Genomic DNA, 17,077 nt, shown 5'->3' with positions numbered 1-17,077 from the left:
CAGCCGCCGGGTACGCGCCGAAGGCGGGCGGCCCTCAGCCCGCCAGCCCCAACTCCCGCGCGATCAGCATCCGCTGGACCTCGCTCGTCCCCTCGCCGATCTCCAGGATCTTCGAGTCGCGCCACATGCGGGCGACCGGATACTCGTTCATGAAGCCGTAACCGCCGTGGATCTGGGTGGCGTCGCGGGCGTTGTCCACGGCGACCGTGGAGGAGTGGAGCTTGGCCAGCGCCGCCTGTTTCTTGAAGGGCTCGCCCGCCACCAGCCGGGACGCCGCGTCGCGCCAGGCAAGCCGGGCCGTGTACGCCTTCATCTCCATGTCGGCGATCTTGAACTGGATCGCCTGGTTCGCCCCGATCGGGCGGCCGAAGGCGTGACGTTCCCTCGCGTACCTGACCGACTCGTCCACACAGCCCTGTGCCAGGCCCGTGGCCAGCGCGGCGATGGCGACGCGGCCCTCGTCGAGGATGCGCAGGAACTGGGCGTAGCCGCGGCCCTCTTCGCCCAGCAGGTTCCTCGCCGGGACGCGGACGTCGTCGAAGGAGAGCTCGCGGGTGTCGGAGGCGTTCCAGCCGACCTTCGAGTACGGCGGCGCCACCGTGAAGCCCGGCGTGCCGGACGGGACGATGATGGCCGAGATACGGGGCTTGCCGTCCGGTGAGCGGCCGGTGACCGCCGTGACCGTCACCAGGCCCGTGATGTCCGTGCCGGAGTTGGTGATGAAGCACTTGGTGCCGTTGATCACCCACTCGTCCGTCTTCTCGTCCAGCCGTGCCGTGGTCCGCGTCGCGCCCGCGTCCGAGCCGCCGTCCGGCTCGGTCAGCCCGAACGCGCCGAGCATCTCGCCGGCGCACAGCCGCGGCAGCCAGGTGCGCTTCTGCTCCTCGGTGCCGAACAGGTGGAGCGGCATCGCGCCGAGCGAGACGCCCGCCTCCAGGGTGATGGCCACCGAGGAGTCGACCCGGGCCAGTTCCTCCAGCGCGATGCCGAGCGCCAGGTAGTCGCCGCCCATGCCGCCGTACTCCTCCGGGAACGGCAGCCCGAACAGGCCCATGCGGCCCATCTCCCGGACGATCTCGTAGGGGAACTCGTGCCGCTCGTAGTAGTCGCCTATCTTCGGTGCCACGACCTCGTGCGCGAACTCCTCCACCGTGCGGCGGAGTTCTTCCAGTTCGGGGGAGAGCTTGTGGTCCATCGGTTCACTGCTCCTTGTGGGAGGCCGGGGAGGCGGGGGAGGCGGCGGTGGCCGCCAGGGCGCGCACGGTGCGGGACGGGCTGGGCCGGCCCAGCCGCTCGGCCATCCACACGCTCGTGGCGACGAGACGGCCGAGGTCGACCCCGGTGTCGATGCCGAGGCCCCGCAGCATCCACACCAGGTCCTCGGTGGCGAGGTTGCCGGTGGCCGACTTGGCGTACGGGCAGCCGCCCAGGCCGCCCGCCGATGCGTCGACGGTCGTGACGCCGTGCTGGAGCGCGGCGAGGGTGTTGGCCAGCGCCTGGCCGTAGGTGTCGTGGAAGTGCACGCCCAGGGCGCTCACCGGGACGCCGGCATCGCCCAGTGCCGCCAGCAGCGCGGTGACATGGCCCGGGGTGGCCACCCCGATCGTGTCGCCCAGGCTCAGCTCGTCGCAGCCCTGGTCGAGCAGGGCGCGGCAGACCCGGACGACCTGGGGGAGCGGGACCGGGCCCTCCCAGGGGTCGCCGAAGCACATCGAGAGATAGCCGCGGACGTGCACGCCCTCCGCCTTCGCCCGCGCCACCACCGGCTCGAACATGGCGAGCGCCTCGTCCACCGTGCGGTTCAGATTGGCCTTGGCGAAGGACTCCGTGGCGCTGGCGAAGACGGCCACCCGCCGGGCGCCGAGCCCGAGCGCCCGGTCCAGGCCGCGTGCGTTGGGGACGAGGACCGGGAGCGCCACCGGCAGATCGGCCACCAGCGGGTACAGCCGCTCGGCGTCGGCCAGTTGGGGAACCCACTTAGGGTGGACGAAGCTGGTCGCCTCGATCGTGGTCAGCCCCGCGTCCGCGAGGCGGCGGACGAACTCCGCCTTCACCTCGGTGGGCACGGTCGCCTTCTCGTTCTGCAGGCCGTCGCGGGCGCCGACCTCGTGGACGCGCACCCGGGCGGGCAGACCCGCCGCCGGTACGGTCATGGGGAGACCGTCAGTCGTCATGGCCCGCCTCCTCGGGGGCGATGACCGCCAGCACCTGGTCCATGGCGACCGTGGTGCCGGGGGTGACGTCGAGTTCGGTGACCGTGCCGGCGTGCGGGGCGGTGATGACGTGCTCCATCTTCATCGCCTCGACGACCAGCAGGCTCTGTCCGGCGCTCACCTCGTCGCCGACGGCGACCTTCACCACCGTCACCGTGCCCGGCATGGGCGCGGTCAGCGAGTCGGCGCCCGCGTGGGCGGCCCGGCCGAGGGAGGCGGCGACCGGGTCGTGGTCGCGCACCTGCCAGGCGTCGCCGTCGCGGCCCAGCCAGTCGCCGGCCCGGTGGAAGGTGTGGCGGACGCCGTCCAGGACCACCGACACCGCCTCCTCGGTGACGGTGTGGGTGCCGCGCGGGGTGTGGACCACGGGGTCGGCACCGGCCGCGCGCAGGGGGAAGGCGACGGGCTTCGGCTCGCCGCCCAGCCGCCAGCCGCTGGGCACCGAGAACGGGTCCGTCCAGCCGTCCCCGCGCGGGCGCAGCGCGTCCAGGCGGACGGCCGCCGCCGCCTCGTACACCTCCTGCGGCACCCCGGCCGCGACGAGCCCGTCCACCTCCCGTTCGACCAGCCCGGTGTCCAGCTCGCCGGCGACGACCGCCGGGTGGGCCAGCAGCCGCCGCAGGAATCCGGCGTTGGTCTGCACGCCCAGCGTGACCGTCTCCGCCAGCGCCGCCCGCAGCCGGCGCAGGGCCGTCGGGCGATCCGGGCCGTACGCGATCACCTTGGACAGCATCGGGTCGTACAGGCTGCCGACCTCCGTGCCCTCGCTGAGCCCGGAGTCGGTGCGCACCCCGTCGCCCCGCGGCTCGCGCAGCCGGAGCACCGTGCCGCCGGAGGGCAGGAAGCCGCGGGAGGGGTCCTCGGCGCACAGGCGGGCCTCGACGGCGTGCCCGGTGAGCGTGATGCCGTCCTGCCCGAAGGCCAGCGGCTCGCCCGCCGCGACCCGCAGCTGCCACTCCACCAGGTCCAGCCCCGTGACCAGTTCGGTGACCGGGTGCTCCACCTGGAGGCGGGTGTTCATCTCCATGAAGTAGTACGACGAGGGATCGCCGCCCGGCACGATGAACTCCACCGTGCCCGCGCCCCGGTAGCCGCAGGAGCGGGCCGCCTGGACCGCCGCCTCGCCCATCGCGGCCCGGGTCGCCTCGTCCAGGAGCACGCTGGGCGCCTCCTCGATGATCTTCTGGTGCCGCCGCTGGAGGGAGCACTCCCGCTCGCCGAGGTGGACCACGTTGCCGTGGCCGTCGGCCAGCACCTGGATCTCGATGTGCCGGGGCCGGTCGATCCACCGCTCGACCAGCAGGGTGTCGTCGCCGAAGGAGGCGCGGGCCTCGCGGCGGGCCGCGGCGATCTCCTCCTCCAGCCGGTCCAGGTCCCGCACCAGGCGCATGCCCTTGCCGCCGCCGCCCGCGCTCGGCTTCAGCAGGACCGGCGCCCCGAGCTCCCGGGCCGCCTGCGCCAGGTCGGGATCGCGTCCGCCGGGCACCACGGGCACCCCGGCCTCCCGCACCGTCTCCTTGGCGCGGATCTTGTCGCCCATCAGGGAGATCGCCTCGGCCGGAGGCCCGATGAAGACCAGCCCCGCCGCCTCGCAGGCGCGCGCGAAGCCGGCGTTCTCCGCCAGGAAGCCGTAACCGGGGTGGACGGCCTGGGCGCCGGTGCGGGCGGCGGCCTCCAGCAGCCGTTCCACGCACAGATAGCTCTCGGCCGCGGGCGCCGGGCCGATCCGTACGGCGGTGTCGGCCTCCCGGACGTGCCGGGCGCCGGCGTCGGCGTCGGAGAAGACGGCCACGGAGCGCACGCCGAGCGCGCGCAGGGTCCGGACGACCCGGACGGCGATCTCGCCCCGGTTGGCCACGAGCACGGTGTCGAACATCGGATCCAGTCCCCCTGTCACATCCGGAAGACGCCGAACTGGGGTTCACCCAGCGGCGCGTGGGCGCACGCGGTCAGGGCCAGCCCGAGCACCTGCCGGGTCTCCAGCGGGTCGATCACGCCGTCGTCCCACAGGCGCGCGGTGGCGTAGTAGGCGTTGCCCTGGCGGTCGTACTGGGCGCGGATCGGCGCCTTGAACGCCTCTTCCTCCTCGGCGGGCCAGTCCTCCCCGCGGGCCTCGACCTGGTCCCGCTTGACGGTGGCGAGGACGGAGGCGGCCTGCTCGCCGCCCATGACCGAGATCTTGGCGTTCGGCCACATCCACAGGAAGCGGGGGGAGTACGCCCGCCCGCACATGGAGTAGTTGCCCGCCCCGTACGAGCCGCCCACCACGACCGTCAGCTTCGGCACCCGCGTGCACGCCACGGCCGTGACCATCTTGGCGCCGTGCTTGGCGATGCCCCCGGCCTCGTAGTCGCGCCCGACCATGAACCCGGAGATGTTCTGGAGGAACACCAGCGGGATCCCGCGCTGGTCGCACAGCTCGATGAAGTGGGCGCCCTTCTGGGCGGACTCGGCGAACAGGATGCCGTTGTTGGCGACGATCCCCACCGGGTGGCCGTGGATCCGGGCGAAGCCGGTGACCAGGGTCTGCCCGAACTCGGCCTTGAACTCCGCGAACCGCGAGCCGTCGGCCACCCGGGCGATGATCTCGCGGACGTCGTAGGGGGTGCGGGGGTCGACCGGCACGGCGCCGTAGAGCCCGTACGGATCGGCCTTGGGCTCGGCCGTCTCGGTCACCTCCCAGGCCAGCGGCCCGCGCGCGGGGAGAGTGGAGACGATGGTCCGCACGATGCGCAGGGCGTGCGCGTCGTCCTCGGCGAGGTGGTCGGTCACCCCCGACACACGCGCGTGGACCTCGCCGCCGCCGAGCTCCTCGGCGGTGACGACCTCACCGGTGGCGGCCTTCACCAGCGGGGGGCCGCCCAGGAAGATCGTCCCCTGGTTCCGGACGATGACGGCCTCGTCGCTCATCGCGGGCACGTACGCGCCGCCGGCCGTGCAGGACCCCAGCACCGCCGCGATCTGCGGGATGCCCGCGCCCGACATCCGGGCCTGGTTGTAGAAGATCCGCCCGAAGTGGTCCCGGTCGGGGAAGACCTCGTCCTGCATCGGCAGGAAGGCGCCGCCGGAGTCGACCAGGTAGACGCACGGCAGGCGGTTGTCCAGGGCCACCTCCTGGGCGCGCAGATGCTTCTTCACCGTCATCGGGTAGTACGTCCCGCCCTTGACGGTGGCGTCGTTGGCGACGATCACGCACTCGCGGCCCGCGACCCGGCCGATCCCGGCGATGACCCCGGCGGCCGGGGCCTGCCCGTCGTACATCCCGTCGGCCGCCAGCGGCGCCAGCTCCAGGAAGGGCGAGCCCGGGTCCAGGAGCGTGTCCACGCGGTCGCGCGGCAGCAGCTTGCCCCGGGCGGTGTGCCGGGCCCGCGCCTTCTCGCCGCCGCCCAGCCGCGCCGCGGCGAGCTTGGCGCGCAACTCCCCGACGAGGGCGCGGTGCGCCTCCTCGTTGGCACGAAACGCCTCCGACGCGGGATCGGCCGCGCTCGTCAGCTCCGGTGCCTCGTGCATCCTGCGGTCCCCTCACCCAGTGGTCACCAGTTAATGAGCGTTAACGCATCTCCTCAGGTTAACGACCGCTAACCCCGCTGTCTAGAATTGCCTCCATGGCCACCAGAACCGACGCCCCCACCCGCCGCGAGCAGATCCTGAAGGAGGCCGCCCGGCTCTTCGCCGAGCGCGGCTTCCACGGGGTCGGGGTGGACGAGATAGGCGCGGCGGTGGGGATCAGCGGCCCCGGTCTGTACCGGCACTTCGCCGGCAAGGACGCGATGCTCGCCGAGCTGCTGGTCGGCATCAGCGATCAGCTCCTGACGGGTGCGAAGCGGCGCCTGGCGGAGGCCGGGCGGACGGCCCCCGAGGCGGTCCTCGACTCGCTCATCGAGGGGCACATCGACTTCGCGCTCGACGACCGCCCGCTCATCACCCTGCACGACCGCGAGCTGGACCGCCTCCGGGACGCCGACCGCAAGCTGGTGCGGCAGTTGCAGCGGCAGTACGTCGAACTGTGGGTGGCGGTGGTGCGCGAGGTGTACCCGGCCCTGACCGAACCGGCCGCCCGCTCGGCGGTCCACTCGGTCTTCGGCCTGCTGAACTCCACCCCCCACCTCGGCCGCCGCGGCTCCCTCCCCGGCCGGACCGCGACGGCGGAACTGCTGCACCGGATGGCACGGGGGGCGTTCGCGGCGGCGGGGGGCTGAGCCGAGCGCCCCCCGGCGAGCCCGTCGGGGGGCCCTCCGCTCAGTACTCTGGGGCCATGGGCATGGAGTACGCGAAGATGCGCGCGATCGCCGAGGAACTCGGGGCCTACGCCGAGCGGCTGGAAGGGGCCTGGAGCGTCGAGATCGGGCCGTCCGGGCCGATACTGGCCATGATGTGCCCGTCGAAGCGCCACGAGGGCACGATCCGCCGCGTCTGCCAGCAGCTGGACCGGCAGCTCCTCGTCACCCACCCCGGCTACATCTGCGCGAGCGGCCCCGAGATCGAGCACCCCGCGATCGGCCGCATGCGGCTGCCCGACGCGGTCGTCATCCCGGAGGCCGTCCTCGACGAGGAGGGCCTGGCCGTCGACGCGACACAGGTGCTGGCGGTCGTCGAGGTCGTCTCCCCCTCCAACCCCAACAACGACTACATCGAGAAGCTCGCCGACTACCCGGCCATGGGCATCCCCCACTACATGATCGTCGACCCCCGTACCGGCACCATCGAGGTGCACTCCGACCCGTGCAAGGCCGGATACAGCCGCAAGGAGCCGTACATCTTCGGGGACTCGGTGCCGTTCGGCGCGTGGACGGTGGAGACCTGCGCCTTCCGCCGGTACCGCAGGACGGACGCCGGCGTCGGCTGAACGGCCGGGCGGGGGGGGGGGGGCGGGCCCGGATGCCCCTCGGAGTGACGAGCGTTACGGCGGCACCGCTCTGGACGCCTGTCCGTACTCGCCGGTACGGTGAGGTCTGAGCAAGCGCTTAGACAGACGTCCGGAGGTGGCGCGGTGCGCCGTACGGTGTTCAACGAGGATCACGAGGCGTTCCGGGAGACCCTTCGCGCCTTCATCGAGGCCGAGGTCGTACCCGTCTACGACGAGTGGTTCCAGGCCGGCCTGGCGCCGCGCGAGTTCTACTACAAGCTCGCCGAGCTGGGCCTGTTCGGCATCAACGTCCCCGAGGAGTACGGCGGCGCCGGCCTGGACACGCACAAGTTCGAGGCGATCCAGTACGAGGAGACCGCCCGCGCGGGCGTCAGCTTCGGCGGCTCCGGCGTGCACGTCCTGCTCGCCCTGCCCTACATCAAGATGCTCGCCACCGACGAGCAGAAGAAGCGCTACCTGCCGAAGTTCGTCTCCGGCGAGGAGATGTGGGCGATCGCGATGACCGAGCCGGGCACCGGCTCCGACCTCGCGGGCATGAAGTCCACCGCCAGGCTCTCCGAGGACGGCACCCACTACGTCCTCAACGGCGCCAAGACCTTCATCACCGGCGGCGTCCAGGCCGACAAGGTGATCGTCTGCGCCCGCACCGCCCCGCCCACGGCCGAGGACCGCCGCTACGGCATCTCCCTGTTCGCCGTGGACACCACGTCCGAGGGCTACTCCGTCGGCCGCAAGCTCGACAAGCTCGGCCTGCGCACCTCCGACACCGCCGAGCTGGCCTTCGTCGACGTCAAGGTCCCCGTCGAGGACCTGCTGGGCGAGGAGAACAAGGGCTTCTCCTACCTCGGCGCCAACCTGCCCTCCGAGCGCTGGGGCATCGCCTACGGCGCCTACGCGCAGGCCAAGGCCGCCGTCCGGTTCGCCAAGCAGTACGTCCAGGAGCGCACCGTCTTCGGCAAGCCGGTCGCCGCGTTCCAGAACACCAAGTTCGAGCTGGCCGCCTGCCAGGCCGAGGTGGACGCCGCCGAGGCGGTCGCCGACCGTGCCCTGGAGGCGCTCGACGCCGGTGAGCTGACCCCCGCCGAGGCCGCCAGCGCCAAGCTGTTCTGCACCGAGGTCGCCCACCGCGTCATCGACCGCTGCCTCCAGCTGCACGGCGGCTACGGCTACATGAACGAGTACCCGATCGCCCGCCTGTACGCCGACAACCGCGTCAACCGCATCTACGGCGGCACCAGCGAGGTCATGAAGATGATCATCGCCAAGGACATGGGCCTGTAAGACGCGGGACATGAGCGAGGCACTGCGGTCCCTGCTCGATCTGCTCGACCTGGAGCGGATCGAGCGGGACATCTTCCGCGGCCGGTCCCGGTCCGCCGTCGTCCCGCGCGTCTTCGGCGGGCAGGTCGCGGCCCAGGCCCTGGTCGCCGCGGGCCGCACGGTCCCCGCGGACCGGCACGCCCACTCCCTGCACGCGTACTTCCTGCGCCCCGGCGACCCCGGCGCGCCGATCGTCTACCACGTCGACCGGCTGCACGACGGCCGCTCCTTCACCACCCGCCGGGTGGTCGCCGTGCAGCACGGCAAGCCGGTCTTCGGCCTGTCGGCGTCCTTCCAGACGCAGGAGGAGGGCCTGGACCACCAGGCCCCGATGCCGCCCGCGCCGGACCCGGCCACGCTGCCCACCGGCGAGGAACGGCTGCGCGGCTACGCGCACCTGCCCCCGCGGATCGTGGAGCGGTTCGTCGAGGCCCGGGCCGCGGTGGACCTGCGCTACGTCGACGACCCCCCGTTCGGCCGGTTCGGCGAGCCGCGCGAGCCGCGCTCGCAGGTGTGGTTCCGCACCGACGGCAAGCTGGAGGGCGCCGTCGACGAGCCGCTGCTCCACGTCGCCCTCGCCACCTACGTCTCCGACATGACCCTGCTGGACTCGGTGCTGCTCGCGCACGGCCGGGGCGGCTGGGCCGTCGGCGACGTCGTCGGGGCCTCGCTGGACCACGCCATGTGGTTCCACCGGCCCTTCCGCGCCGACGAGTGGCTGCTGTACGATCAGCAGTCGCCCTCGGCGTCCGGCGGACGCGGCCTCGGCCAGGCGCGGATCTACACCCAGGACGGACGGCTGGCCATCACGGTGATCCAGGAAGGCGTGGTGCGCGTCCCGCGGGAACACTGAGGGACATGGCACGAGCGGGAACAGCGAAAGCGGTACACGAGGCACCCGGGCAGGCCGGCGGCGAGAGCGCCTTCACGGTGGTCGTCGCCGCCCTGGCCAATCTGGGCATCGCGCTGGCCAAGGCGGTCGCCGGAGTGATCAGCGGGTCCAGCGCGATGCTGTCGGAGGCCGCGCACTCGGTCGCCGACACCGTCACCGAGGTGCTGCTGCTGGCCTCCCTCAAACGCAGCGAGAAACCCGCCGACGAGGACCACCCCCTGGGCCACGGCCCCGAGCGCTACATCTGGGCGCTGCTCGCCGCCGTCGCCACCTTCGTCGGCGGCGCCGTCTTCTCCCTCTACGACGGCATCCACACCCTGGTCGAGGGCGAGCAGCTCGGCGACCCGCTGGTGTCGTACGTCGTCCTCGCCGTCGCCTTCCTGTTGGAGGGCTACTCGCTGCGGACCGGGCTGCGGCAGGCGCGCGGGGAGGCGCACCGCTTCAAGGTTCCCTTCGGGCGCTATCTGCGCCGCACCCCCGACACCGCCGTGAAGGCCGTCGTCCTGGAGGACTCGGCCGCGCTGGCCGGGCTGGTGCTCGCCGCGGGCGGCCTGCTCGGCGGGCAGCTCACCGGATCCGGCGTCTGGGACGGCGCCGCCTCGCTGTGCATCGGCGCGCTGCTGCTGTACGTGGCCTGGGTGCTCGGGCGCTCCAACGCCGAGTTCCTCATCGGGCGCCCGCTGCCCCGGGGCGTGCGGGAGCGGATCCGGGCGGAGCTGCTGGCGGTGGAGCACATCGAGGCCGTCGTGGAACTGACGACCCTGGTGCAGGGGCCGCGCGAGGCGCTGGTCGCCGCCAAGGTCGACTTCCGGGACGTGTCGACGGCGGCCCAGATCGAGTGGGCCTGCGAACAGGCCGAGCAGCGGCTGCGGGAGACGGTCCCGGCGGTGCGCCGGGTCTACCTGGACCCGACGCCGGGGTTCGCGCAGCGGCGGGCGGAGGGGCTCGGGCCCCGGCCGTGACGGGCGGCCGGCGGCACCGGAGCCGCCGCCCGCCTCCGGGCCGGGCCCGTCAGCTCAGCCCCGCCTCCGCCAGCAGGTACGCCGTCATCGGGTCGTAGTACCGGGGGCTGACCACATGGTCGTCGAGCGGCACCGTCACCTGGAGGGTCCCTTCGGCCTCGGCGAGGAAGAGGGCCGGGTCGTTGCAGTCGGCGTAGCCGACGGAGTCCACCCCGTGCTGCCCGGCGTACCCGGCCCAGCCGTGGTCGGCGACGACGAGGTCCGGCAGCGGGCGGCCCTCGCGCTCCAGGCCCGTCAGGATCGCCTTCATCGGCTCCCCGGAGTGGGTGTGCCACAGCGTGGCCCCGTGTTCCAGCACCGCCACGTCCGCGAACTGCATGACGTACCCCTCGTCCGTCACCAGCCCCTCGGGGATGACGACGATCTCGCAGCCGGCGGCGCGCAGCGCGGCGGCCGTGGCGCGGTGCACGTCGAGCAGCCCGCCGGGGTGGCCGGTCGCGAACAGCACGCGCTCCCCGCTGTCGGCGGCCTTGCGCAGCCGTCCGGCCATGCGCTCCAGCGCGGCGACGGTCAGCTCGGGGTCGATGGTGTCCTGTCCGTACCGGTGGTCGGGGTCGTCGCTGACGCCGACCCGCTCGGACATCACCGCGAGGACGTCCTGTTCGTCCGTCCAGCGGTCGCCGAGCTCCAGCCCGAGCCAGAAGTTCCGGTCGCCGTTGGCCAGCTTCCGGTAGTGGGAGAGGTTGTTCTCGCGGGGGGTGGCGACCTCACCCGCGATGCGGGTCTTCACGAGGTGGTCGACGAGTTCGGCGCGGCTGGGCGTCCCGGGTATCGGCATGGCTCCCATTGTGGGGCAGGGGCCGCCGCCGGTCTGCGGGTGTATCGCCCGCTGGGACGCGCCTCACGTCCCCCCGGACCACTCCCGCCGCAGCGCGAACCACAGCTCCATCCGTACGTCCGGGTCGTCCAGGTCGGCGCCGAGCAGCGCCGCGCAGCGGGCGACGCGCTGCCGGACCGTGTTGCGGTGCACGGACAGGGCGACCGCCGTGCGGTCCCAGCTGCCGTGCAGGGACAGCCAGGTGCGCAGGGTCTCGGTCAGGGCGGGGTTCGCCCCGAGGGGGCCGAGCAGGGTACGGGCGTGCGCCTCGGCCTCGTCGGCGGGGACCAGGTCGGTGAAGGCGCGCCGGGTGCCGTGGCGGACCAGCGGCACGCGGGTGGCGCGGGCGCGGGCCAGCGCGCGGGCCGCCTGGGCGTCGGCGGCCGGCCAGCCGGGAGCGCCGGCCGGGGCGCTGACGCCCAGGGTCCAGCCGGACTGCGCCGCCGGTTCCCGGTCGGCCGGCACGAGCACCCGTACGACGTCCCGGTCCGGGTCGACCAGGGGCGAGCCGAGCGCGGCGCCCAGCGCCGAGGCGGCCACCGGGTCGGGGGCGCCCCGGTCGGGCGCCGCGTGCACCACGTACCACCGGTCCTCGCCGAGCAGCGGCGCGACCTCCTGCGGCGCGGCGCCCAGCAGCAGCCGGACCAGCGCCGCGGAGCGGGCCGCGCCGGTACCGCTCTGGTGCTCGCCGGTGAGCAGGGAGAGCAGCACGGCGGCGACCGAGGCGATGGTGTGGTCGCCCGGCTCCCGGTGCGGGGCGGCGGCGCCGAGCACGAAGCCCTGCCCGGTGCCGAGGGCGTAGGCGGACAGATGGGTGCCGGGGACGGCGTCGCTGGCGGTGGTCGAGGAGCCGCGGGTGACGACCCGGGCGAGCCCGGCCAGCGCCTGGCGGGCCCCGGCGTCCGGCTCGCGGCCCGCCGCCGCGATCTCGGTGCCCTCCGGTCCGTACAGCGCGGCCCAGCCGCCGAGGCGGGCGGCGAGCCGGCGCAGCACCGACGGCACCGGGTCGGGGCGGGAGGCCGCGGCGGCCAGGCTCTGCTGGGCCTCCGAGACCCGGCGCAGTTCGGCCAGCCGCGCCTGCGCCATCAGCTGCCACACCGCGCGGGCCACCGCCGAGAACGTCGTCCGCGGCGGCACCTCCAGCAGCGGCAGCGCGTACGCCTCGCAGGCCGCGGCCAGCGCGCGCGGCACGGTGTCGTGCACGGGCGCCACGCCGAAGCCGAGCGCCGCGCCGCCCGCCGCCACGATCCGGGAGACGTAACCGTCGAAGTACGCCTCCAGGCTCCCGGCCGCGCCCGGGCGGGAGTCCGCCGCCCCGGGAATGTGGACGCCCGCGGTCAGCAGCAGCTCGCCGCCGAGCAGGTACGGGTACGGGTCGGACATCTCCGAGGTCTGCGCCCAGCGGATGGTCACCTCGGGCCCCGCGGGCCCGGCGAGCTGGCGCAGGGCGAGGTCCTCGCGGGACAGCAGGGCCGCGAGGGGCACCAGGGGGGTGGGCGGAACCGCCGGCTCCGGCATCGTGGACGCCGTGGGTGTCATGGACGTTTCCTCCATTCCCCGTCCTGTGAATGGAGGAAACGTACACTTCGCAGTTGCTTTTCGGCCACCTAGGGTCAATCCAGACCGGAAGCCGCGGGTACGGGCGGATGTCCCCGCGACGCGCCACCGGACGACTCCCATCAGCACGACACGCCACCGAGAGTGCGCGAAGGAGGGCCCCACATGGCCGTCGACTACATCGTGATCGTCGTCTATCTGGCCGGCATGCTGGCCATGGGCTGGTGGGGCATGCGCCGCGCCAAGTCCAAGAGCGAGTTCCTGGTCGCCGGACGGCGCCTGGGGCCCGCCATGTACTCCGGCACCATGGCGGCGATCGTCCTCGGCGGCGCGTCCACCATCGGCGGCGTGGGCCTCGGCTACCAGTACGGCCTGTCCGGTGCCTGGATGGTCGTCACCATCGGCCTCGGCATCCTCGCCCTGTCCGTCTTCTTCTCCGCGCGCATCGCCCGGCTGAAGGTCTACACGGTCTCCGAGATGCTGGACCTGAGATACGGCGGCAGGGCCGGCGTCATCTCGGGTGTCGTGATGTGGGCGTACACGCTGATGCTGGCCGTCACCTCGACCATCGCCTACGCCACGATCTTCGACGTCCTGTTCGACGTCAACCGCACCCTCGCGATCGTCCTCGGCGGCTCCATCGTCGTCGCCTACTCCACGCTCGGCGGCATGTGGTCCATCACCCTCACCGACATGGTGCAGTTCGTGGTGAAGACCATCGGCGTGCTGCTCCTGCTGCTGCCCATCGCCGTCGTCAAGGCCGGCGGCTTCGGCGAGATGCGGGCCCAGCTGCCCACCTCCTACTTCGACCCGCTGGGCGTCGGCGGCGAGACGATCTTCACCTATGTGCTGATCTACACCTTCGGCATGCTCATCGGGCAGGACATCTGGCAGCGCGTCTTCACCGCGCGCAACGACAAGACCGCCAAGTGGGGCGGCACCGTCGCCGGCACCTACTGCCTCGCCTACGCCGTCGCCGGCGCGATCATCGGCACGGCCGCCAAGGTGATCTACCCCAAGCTGGGCAGCCCCGACGACGCCTTCGCCACCATCGTCAAGGACGAACTCCCCATCGGCGTGCGCGGACTGGTCCTGGCCGCCGCCCTGGCCGCCGTCATGTCGACCTCCTCCGGCGCCCTCATCGCCTGCGCCACCGTCGCCAACAACGACATCTGGTCCCGGCTGCGGGGCGCGGTGAAGCCGTCGGCGCAAGGGGAGGCGCACGACGAGGTCAAGGGCAACCGCGCCTTCATCCTCATCATGGGCGTGGCGGTGATCTGCGCCGCCATCGTGCTCAACGACGTCGTCGAGGCCCTCACCGTCGCCTACAACCTGCTCGTCGGCGGCCTTCTCGTCCCGATCCTCGGCGGCCTGCTGTGGAAGCGCGGCACCGCGCAGGGCGCGCTCGCCGCCGTCGCGGTCGGCGGCCTCGCCGTCATCGGCCTGATGGCCGGCTACGGCATCCTCGCCAACGAGCCCGTCTACTACGGCCTGCTGGCCTCCCTCGCCGCCTACGTCGCCGTCTCCCTGGCGACGAGGCCCACCGACGAGACCGTCCTCGCCGCCTGGCGCGAACGGCTCGCCGGGCGGGCTCCCGACACCGCGCCCGAACCGGCCCCGGCCCACCAGTAGAGTCGGGTCATAACAAGTAGTACATACGCGACGAAGCGTACGAAGGAAGGCAGTTCATGAGCAGCAACGAGACGCCCCGCGGCCCCGTCGACTCCTCGCGCGTCCCGCGGTACGCCGGCCCCGCGACCTTCGCCCGGCTGCCCCGCCTGGACGAGGTCGGCACCGCCGACGTCGCCGTGGTAGGCGTGCCGTTCGACTCGGGCGTCTCCTACCGGCCCGGCGCCCGCTTCGGCGGCAACGCCATCCGCGAGGCGTCCCGCCTGCTGCGCCCCTACAACCCGGCGCAGGACGCCTCCCCGTTCGCCCTCGCGCAGGTCGCGGACGGCGGCGACATAGCCGTCAACCCCTTCAACATCAACGAGGCCGTCGAGACGATCGAGGCCGCCGCCGACGACCTGCTCGGCACCGGCGCCCGCCTGATGACCCTGGGCGGCGACCACACCATCGCCCTGCCGCTGCTGCGCTCGGTGGCCAAGAAGCACGGCCCGGTCGCCCTGCTCCACTTCGACGCCCACCTGGACACCTGGGACACCTACTTCGGCGCCGAGTACACGCACGGCACGCCGTTCCGCCGCGCGGTGGAGGAGGGCATCCTCGACACCGAGGCGCTCTCCCACGTCGGCACCCGCGGCCCCCTGTACGGCAAGCAGGACCTCACCGACGACGAGAAGATGGGCTTCGGCATCGTCACCTCCGCGGACGTCTACCGCCGCGGCGCCGACGAGGTCGCCGACCAGCTCCGCCAGCGCATCGGCGACCGCCCGCTGTACATCTCCATCGACATCGACTGCCTGGACCCGGCGCACGCGCCCGGCACCGGCACCCCGGAGGCGGGCGGCATGACCTCCCGCGAGCTGCTGGAGATCCTGCGCGGCCTGGCATCCTGCAACCTGGTGTCGGCGGACGTCGTCGAGGTGGCCCCCGCGTACGACCACGCGGAGATCACGTCGGTGGCGGCCTCCCACACCGCGTACGAACTGACCACCATCATGTCCCGCCAGATCGCGGCGGCCCGTGAGGAGAACGAGGGCAAGTGACCCACGACCACGACCTGGTGCTGCGTCCCACGCCCGCCCAGACGGAGGCCGCGCTGAATCCTCCTCCCGGCCGCAACGGCGGAGACCTGGTCGTGGAGACCCTGGCCGGGCTCGGCGCGACGACCGTCTTCGGCCTGCCCGGCCAGCACGCCCTCGGCATGTTCGACGCCCTGCGCCGCTCGGATCTGCGCTATGTGGGCCTGCGCGTGGAGAACAACGCGGGCTTCGCCGCCGACGCCTACGGCCGGATCACCGGCGAGGCGGCCCCGCTGCTGCTGTCCACGGGCCCCGGCGCGCTGACGTCCCTGGCCGCGCTCCAGGAGGCGGCGGCGGCCTCCGCCCCCGTACTGGCGATCGGCAGCCAGGTCCCGACGGCCGGCCTCGGCGGAGGCCGCCACGGCTATCTGCACGAACTCCCCGACCAGGCGGCCTCCTTCCGCGGCGTGGTGAAGTCCGTCCACCCGGTCCGCGCCCAGTCCCAGATCCCCTCCGCGATCGCCGCGGCCTGGAAGTCGGCGCTGACCGCCCCGCACGGCCCGGTGTGGGTGGAGATCCCGCAGGACGTCCTGCTGGCGCCCGCCTCGCTGCCGGTGGTGACCGGCGTCGACGCGACCCCCGAGGAGCTGGTCCCGCGCCCGGAGCTGACGGCGGTGGCCGCCGACCTCCTCTCCCGGGCCGCTCGCCCGGCGATCATCGCCGGCGGGGGAGTGGTCCGCGCGGACGCCTCCGGCAAGCTGCGGCTGCTGGCGGAGCGGCTGTCGGCCCCCGTGGTGACCACCTTCGGCGGCAAGGGCGCCTTCCCCTGGGAGCACCCGCTCTCCCTCCAGTCCTGGCTGGAGGACCGCCACACCACCGACTTCCTGGAGGACGCGGACGTCCTGCTGGTCGTCGGCTCGGGCCTGGGCGAACTCTCCTCCAACTACCACACCTTCCAGCCGCGCGGCCGGGTCGTCCAGATCGAGGCGGACCTCGGCAAACTGGAGTCCAACCACCCGGCCCTCGGCATCCACGCCGACGCCCGCCTGGCGCTCCAGGCCCTGCTGGAGACGGTCGAGGAGCGCGAGGACCCCACGGCGCCCGAGCGGGTCCGCGACCTGCTGGCCCGGGTCCGCGCCCGCCTCGCCGCCCAGGACCTGGGGCTGGAGCAGCGGGTGCTCGCCTCGGTCCGCAAGGCCCTGCCCGCGGACGCGCCCTCCTTCTGGGACATGACGATCCTCGCCTACTGGGCCTGGTCGGCGTTCGACGCCAAGTCCCCCAACACCATGCACTCGGCGCAGGGCGCCGGCGGCCTGGGTTACGGCTTCCCGGCCGCCCTCGGCGCGGCGGCGGCGGACCCGACCCGCCCGGTCCTGGCGGTGTCGGGGGACGGCGGGGCCCTGTACTCCGTAGCGGAGCTGGCGACCGCCCGCCAGTACGGCCTGAACGTCACCTGGCTCATCGTCGACGACGGCGGCTACGGCATCCTGCGCGAGTACATGACGGACGCCTTCGGCCAGGCCACGGCGACGGAACTGACCCGCCCGGACTTCGTGGCCCTGGCGGAGTCCTTCGGGGTGCCGGGCGTGCGCACGTCCCCCGAGACCCTGGAGGCCGACCTGGCGAAGGCGCTGGCCGCGCCGGGGCCGTCGGTGGTCGTCCTCCCGGCGGTGCTGCGGATGTTCGCGCCGACGCACCTCGGCTGAGGCGGCGCGCCACGGGGGTGCCGTGCCGGTGCCCCCGC

General features: G+C 73.4%; 14 protein-coding genes. 8 read left to right on the top strand and 6 right to left on the bottom strand.

The features are described from left to right. Positions 1-34 precede the first annotated feature (34 nt). Genes AB0L74_RS03705 through AB0L74_RS03690 form a run of 4 tightly spaced genes read right to left on the bottom strand, consistent with a single transcriptional unit; the run spans position 35 to position 5,723 of the window. Positions 35-1,195, bottom strand: a complete 1,161-nt coding sequence (locus AB0L74_RS03705) for an acyl-CoA dehydrogenase family protein (RefSeq protein WP_365645204.1) — start codon at positions 1,193-1,195, stop codon at positions 35-37. A gap of 4 nt (positions 1,196-1,199) precedes the next feature. Then, complete coding sequence (locus tag AB0L74_RS03700; protein ID WP_365645202.1) at positions 1,200-2,174, bottom strand: hydroxymethylglutaryl-CoA lyase; 975 nt, start codon at positions 2,172-2,174, stop codon at positions 1,200-1,202. Beyond that, complete coding sequence (locus tag AB0L74_RS03695) at positions 2,164-4,089, bottom strand: biotin carboxylase N-terminal domain-containing protein (protein ID WP_365645200.1); 1,926 nt, start codon at positions 4,087-4,089, stop codon at positions 2,164-2,166. The genes AB0L74_RS03700 and AB0L74_RS03695 overlap by 11 nt, the downstream gene beginning before the upstream one ends. A gap of 17 nt (positions 4,090-4,106) precedes the next feature. Continuing rightward, positions 4,107-5,723, bottom strand: a complete 1,617-nt coding sequence (locus tag AB0L74_RS03690; protein ID WP_365645198.1) for a carboxyl transferase domain-containing protein — start codon at positions 5,721-5,723, stop codon at positions 4,107-4,109. 95 nt (positions 5,724-5,818) lie between these two features. On the opposite strand from AB0L74_RS03690, the gene AB0L74_RS03685 reads away from it, so the two are divergent. The 5 genes from AB0L74_RS03685 (at position 5,819) to AB0L74_RS03665 (ending at position 10,254) form a co-directional block, all read left to right on the top strand. After that, positions 5,819-6,412, top strand: coding sequence for a TetR/AcrR family transcriptional regulator (locus AB0L74_RS03685; protein WP_365645196.1), 594 nt, complete (start codon positions 5,819-5,821; stop codon positions 6,410-6,412). 62 nt (positions 6,413-6,474) lie between these two features. Continuing rightward, entirely contained in the window at positions 6,475-7,059 is a 585-nt protein-coding gene (locus AB0L74_RS03680; RefSeq protein WP_365645540.1) for a Uma2 family endonuclease, read from the top strand. Between the two features lie 144 nt (positions 7,060-7,203). Then, positions 7,204-8,361, top strand: coding sequence for an acyl-CoA dehydrogenase family protein (locus tag AB0L74_RS03675; RefSeq protein ID WP_365645194.1), 1,158 nt, complete (start codon positions 7,204-7,206; stop codon positions 8,359-8,361). A 10-nt stretch (positions 8,362-8,371) separates the two neighbouring features. After that, positions 8,372-9,253, top strand: coding sequence for an acyl-CoA thioesterase II (locus tag AB0L74_RS03670; RefSeq protein WP_365645192.1), 882 nt, complete (start codon positions 8,372-8,374; stop codon positions 9,251-9,253). Positions 9,254-9,258: 5 nt separating this feature from the next. Further along, positions 9,259-10,254 carry a cation diffusion facilitator family transporter gene (locus AB0L74_RS03665; protein WP_365645190.1) on the top strand — a complete coding sequence of 332 codons (996 nt, stop codon included), beginning with the start codon at positions 9,259-9,261 and terminating at the stop codon, positions 10,252-10,254. A gap of 49 nt (positions 10,255-10,303) precedes the next feature. Here AB0L74_RS03665 and AB0L74_RS03660 read toward each other — a convergent pair whose 3' ends face one another. Next, a complete protein-coding gene (locus AB0L74_RS03660; RefSeq protein WP_365645188.1) occupies positions 10,304-11,092 on the bottom strand; it encodes a phosphatase in 789 nt (262 codons plus the stop codon). Positions 11,093-11,155: 63 nt separating this feature from the next. Beyond that, on the bottom strand, positions 11,156-12,649 hold the full coding sequence (locus tag AB0L74_RS03655; RefSeq protein ID WP_365645538.1) for a helix-turn-helix domain-containing protein: 1,494 nt from the start codon (positions 12,647-12,649) through the stop codon (positions 11,156-11,158). Between the two features lie 204 nt (positions 12,650-12,853). Between AB0L74_RS03655 and AB0L74_RS03650 the strand changes: the two genes are divergently transcribed. From AB0L74_RS03650 to AB0L74_RS03640, 3 genes are read left to right on the top strand one after another with little or no spacing between them, the layout of a single operon-like run. Continuing rightward, positions 12,854-14,320 (top strand): sodium:solute symporter, encoded by a 1,467-nt coding sequence (locus AB0L74_RS03650; protein ID WP_365645186.1) that lies wholly within the window; start codon positions 12,854-12,856, stop codon positions 14,318-14,320. Positions 14,321-14,376: 56 nt separating this feature from the next. Further along, positions 14,377-15,357, top strand: coding sequence for an agmatinase (speB, locus tag AB0L74_RS03645; RefSeq protein ID WP_029385615.1), 981 nt, complete (start codon positions 14,377-14,379; stop codon positions 15,355-15,357). After that, positions 15,354-17,039, top strand: a complete 1,686-nt coding sequence (locus tag AB0L74_RS03640) for a thiamine pyrophosphate-binding protein (protein WP_365645184.1) — start codon at positions 15,354-15,356, stop codon at positions 17,037-17,039. Before speB ends, AB0L74_RS03640 begins: the two co-directional genes overlap by 4 nt. Positions 17,040-17,077: the final 38 nt, after the last annotated feature.

The sequence above is a fragment of the Streptomyces sp. NPDC052020 genome (assembly GCF_040680575.1).
In the GTDB taxonomy this organism is placed as follows: Bacteria; Actinomycetota; Actinomycetes; order Streptomycetales; family Streptomycetaceae; genus Streptomyces.
The sequence above is the reverse complement of the archived record's forward strand: the minus strand, read 5'-3'. Positions and strand labels throughout refer to the sequence as shown.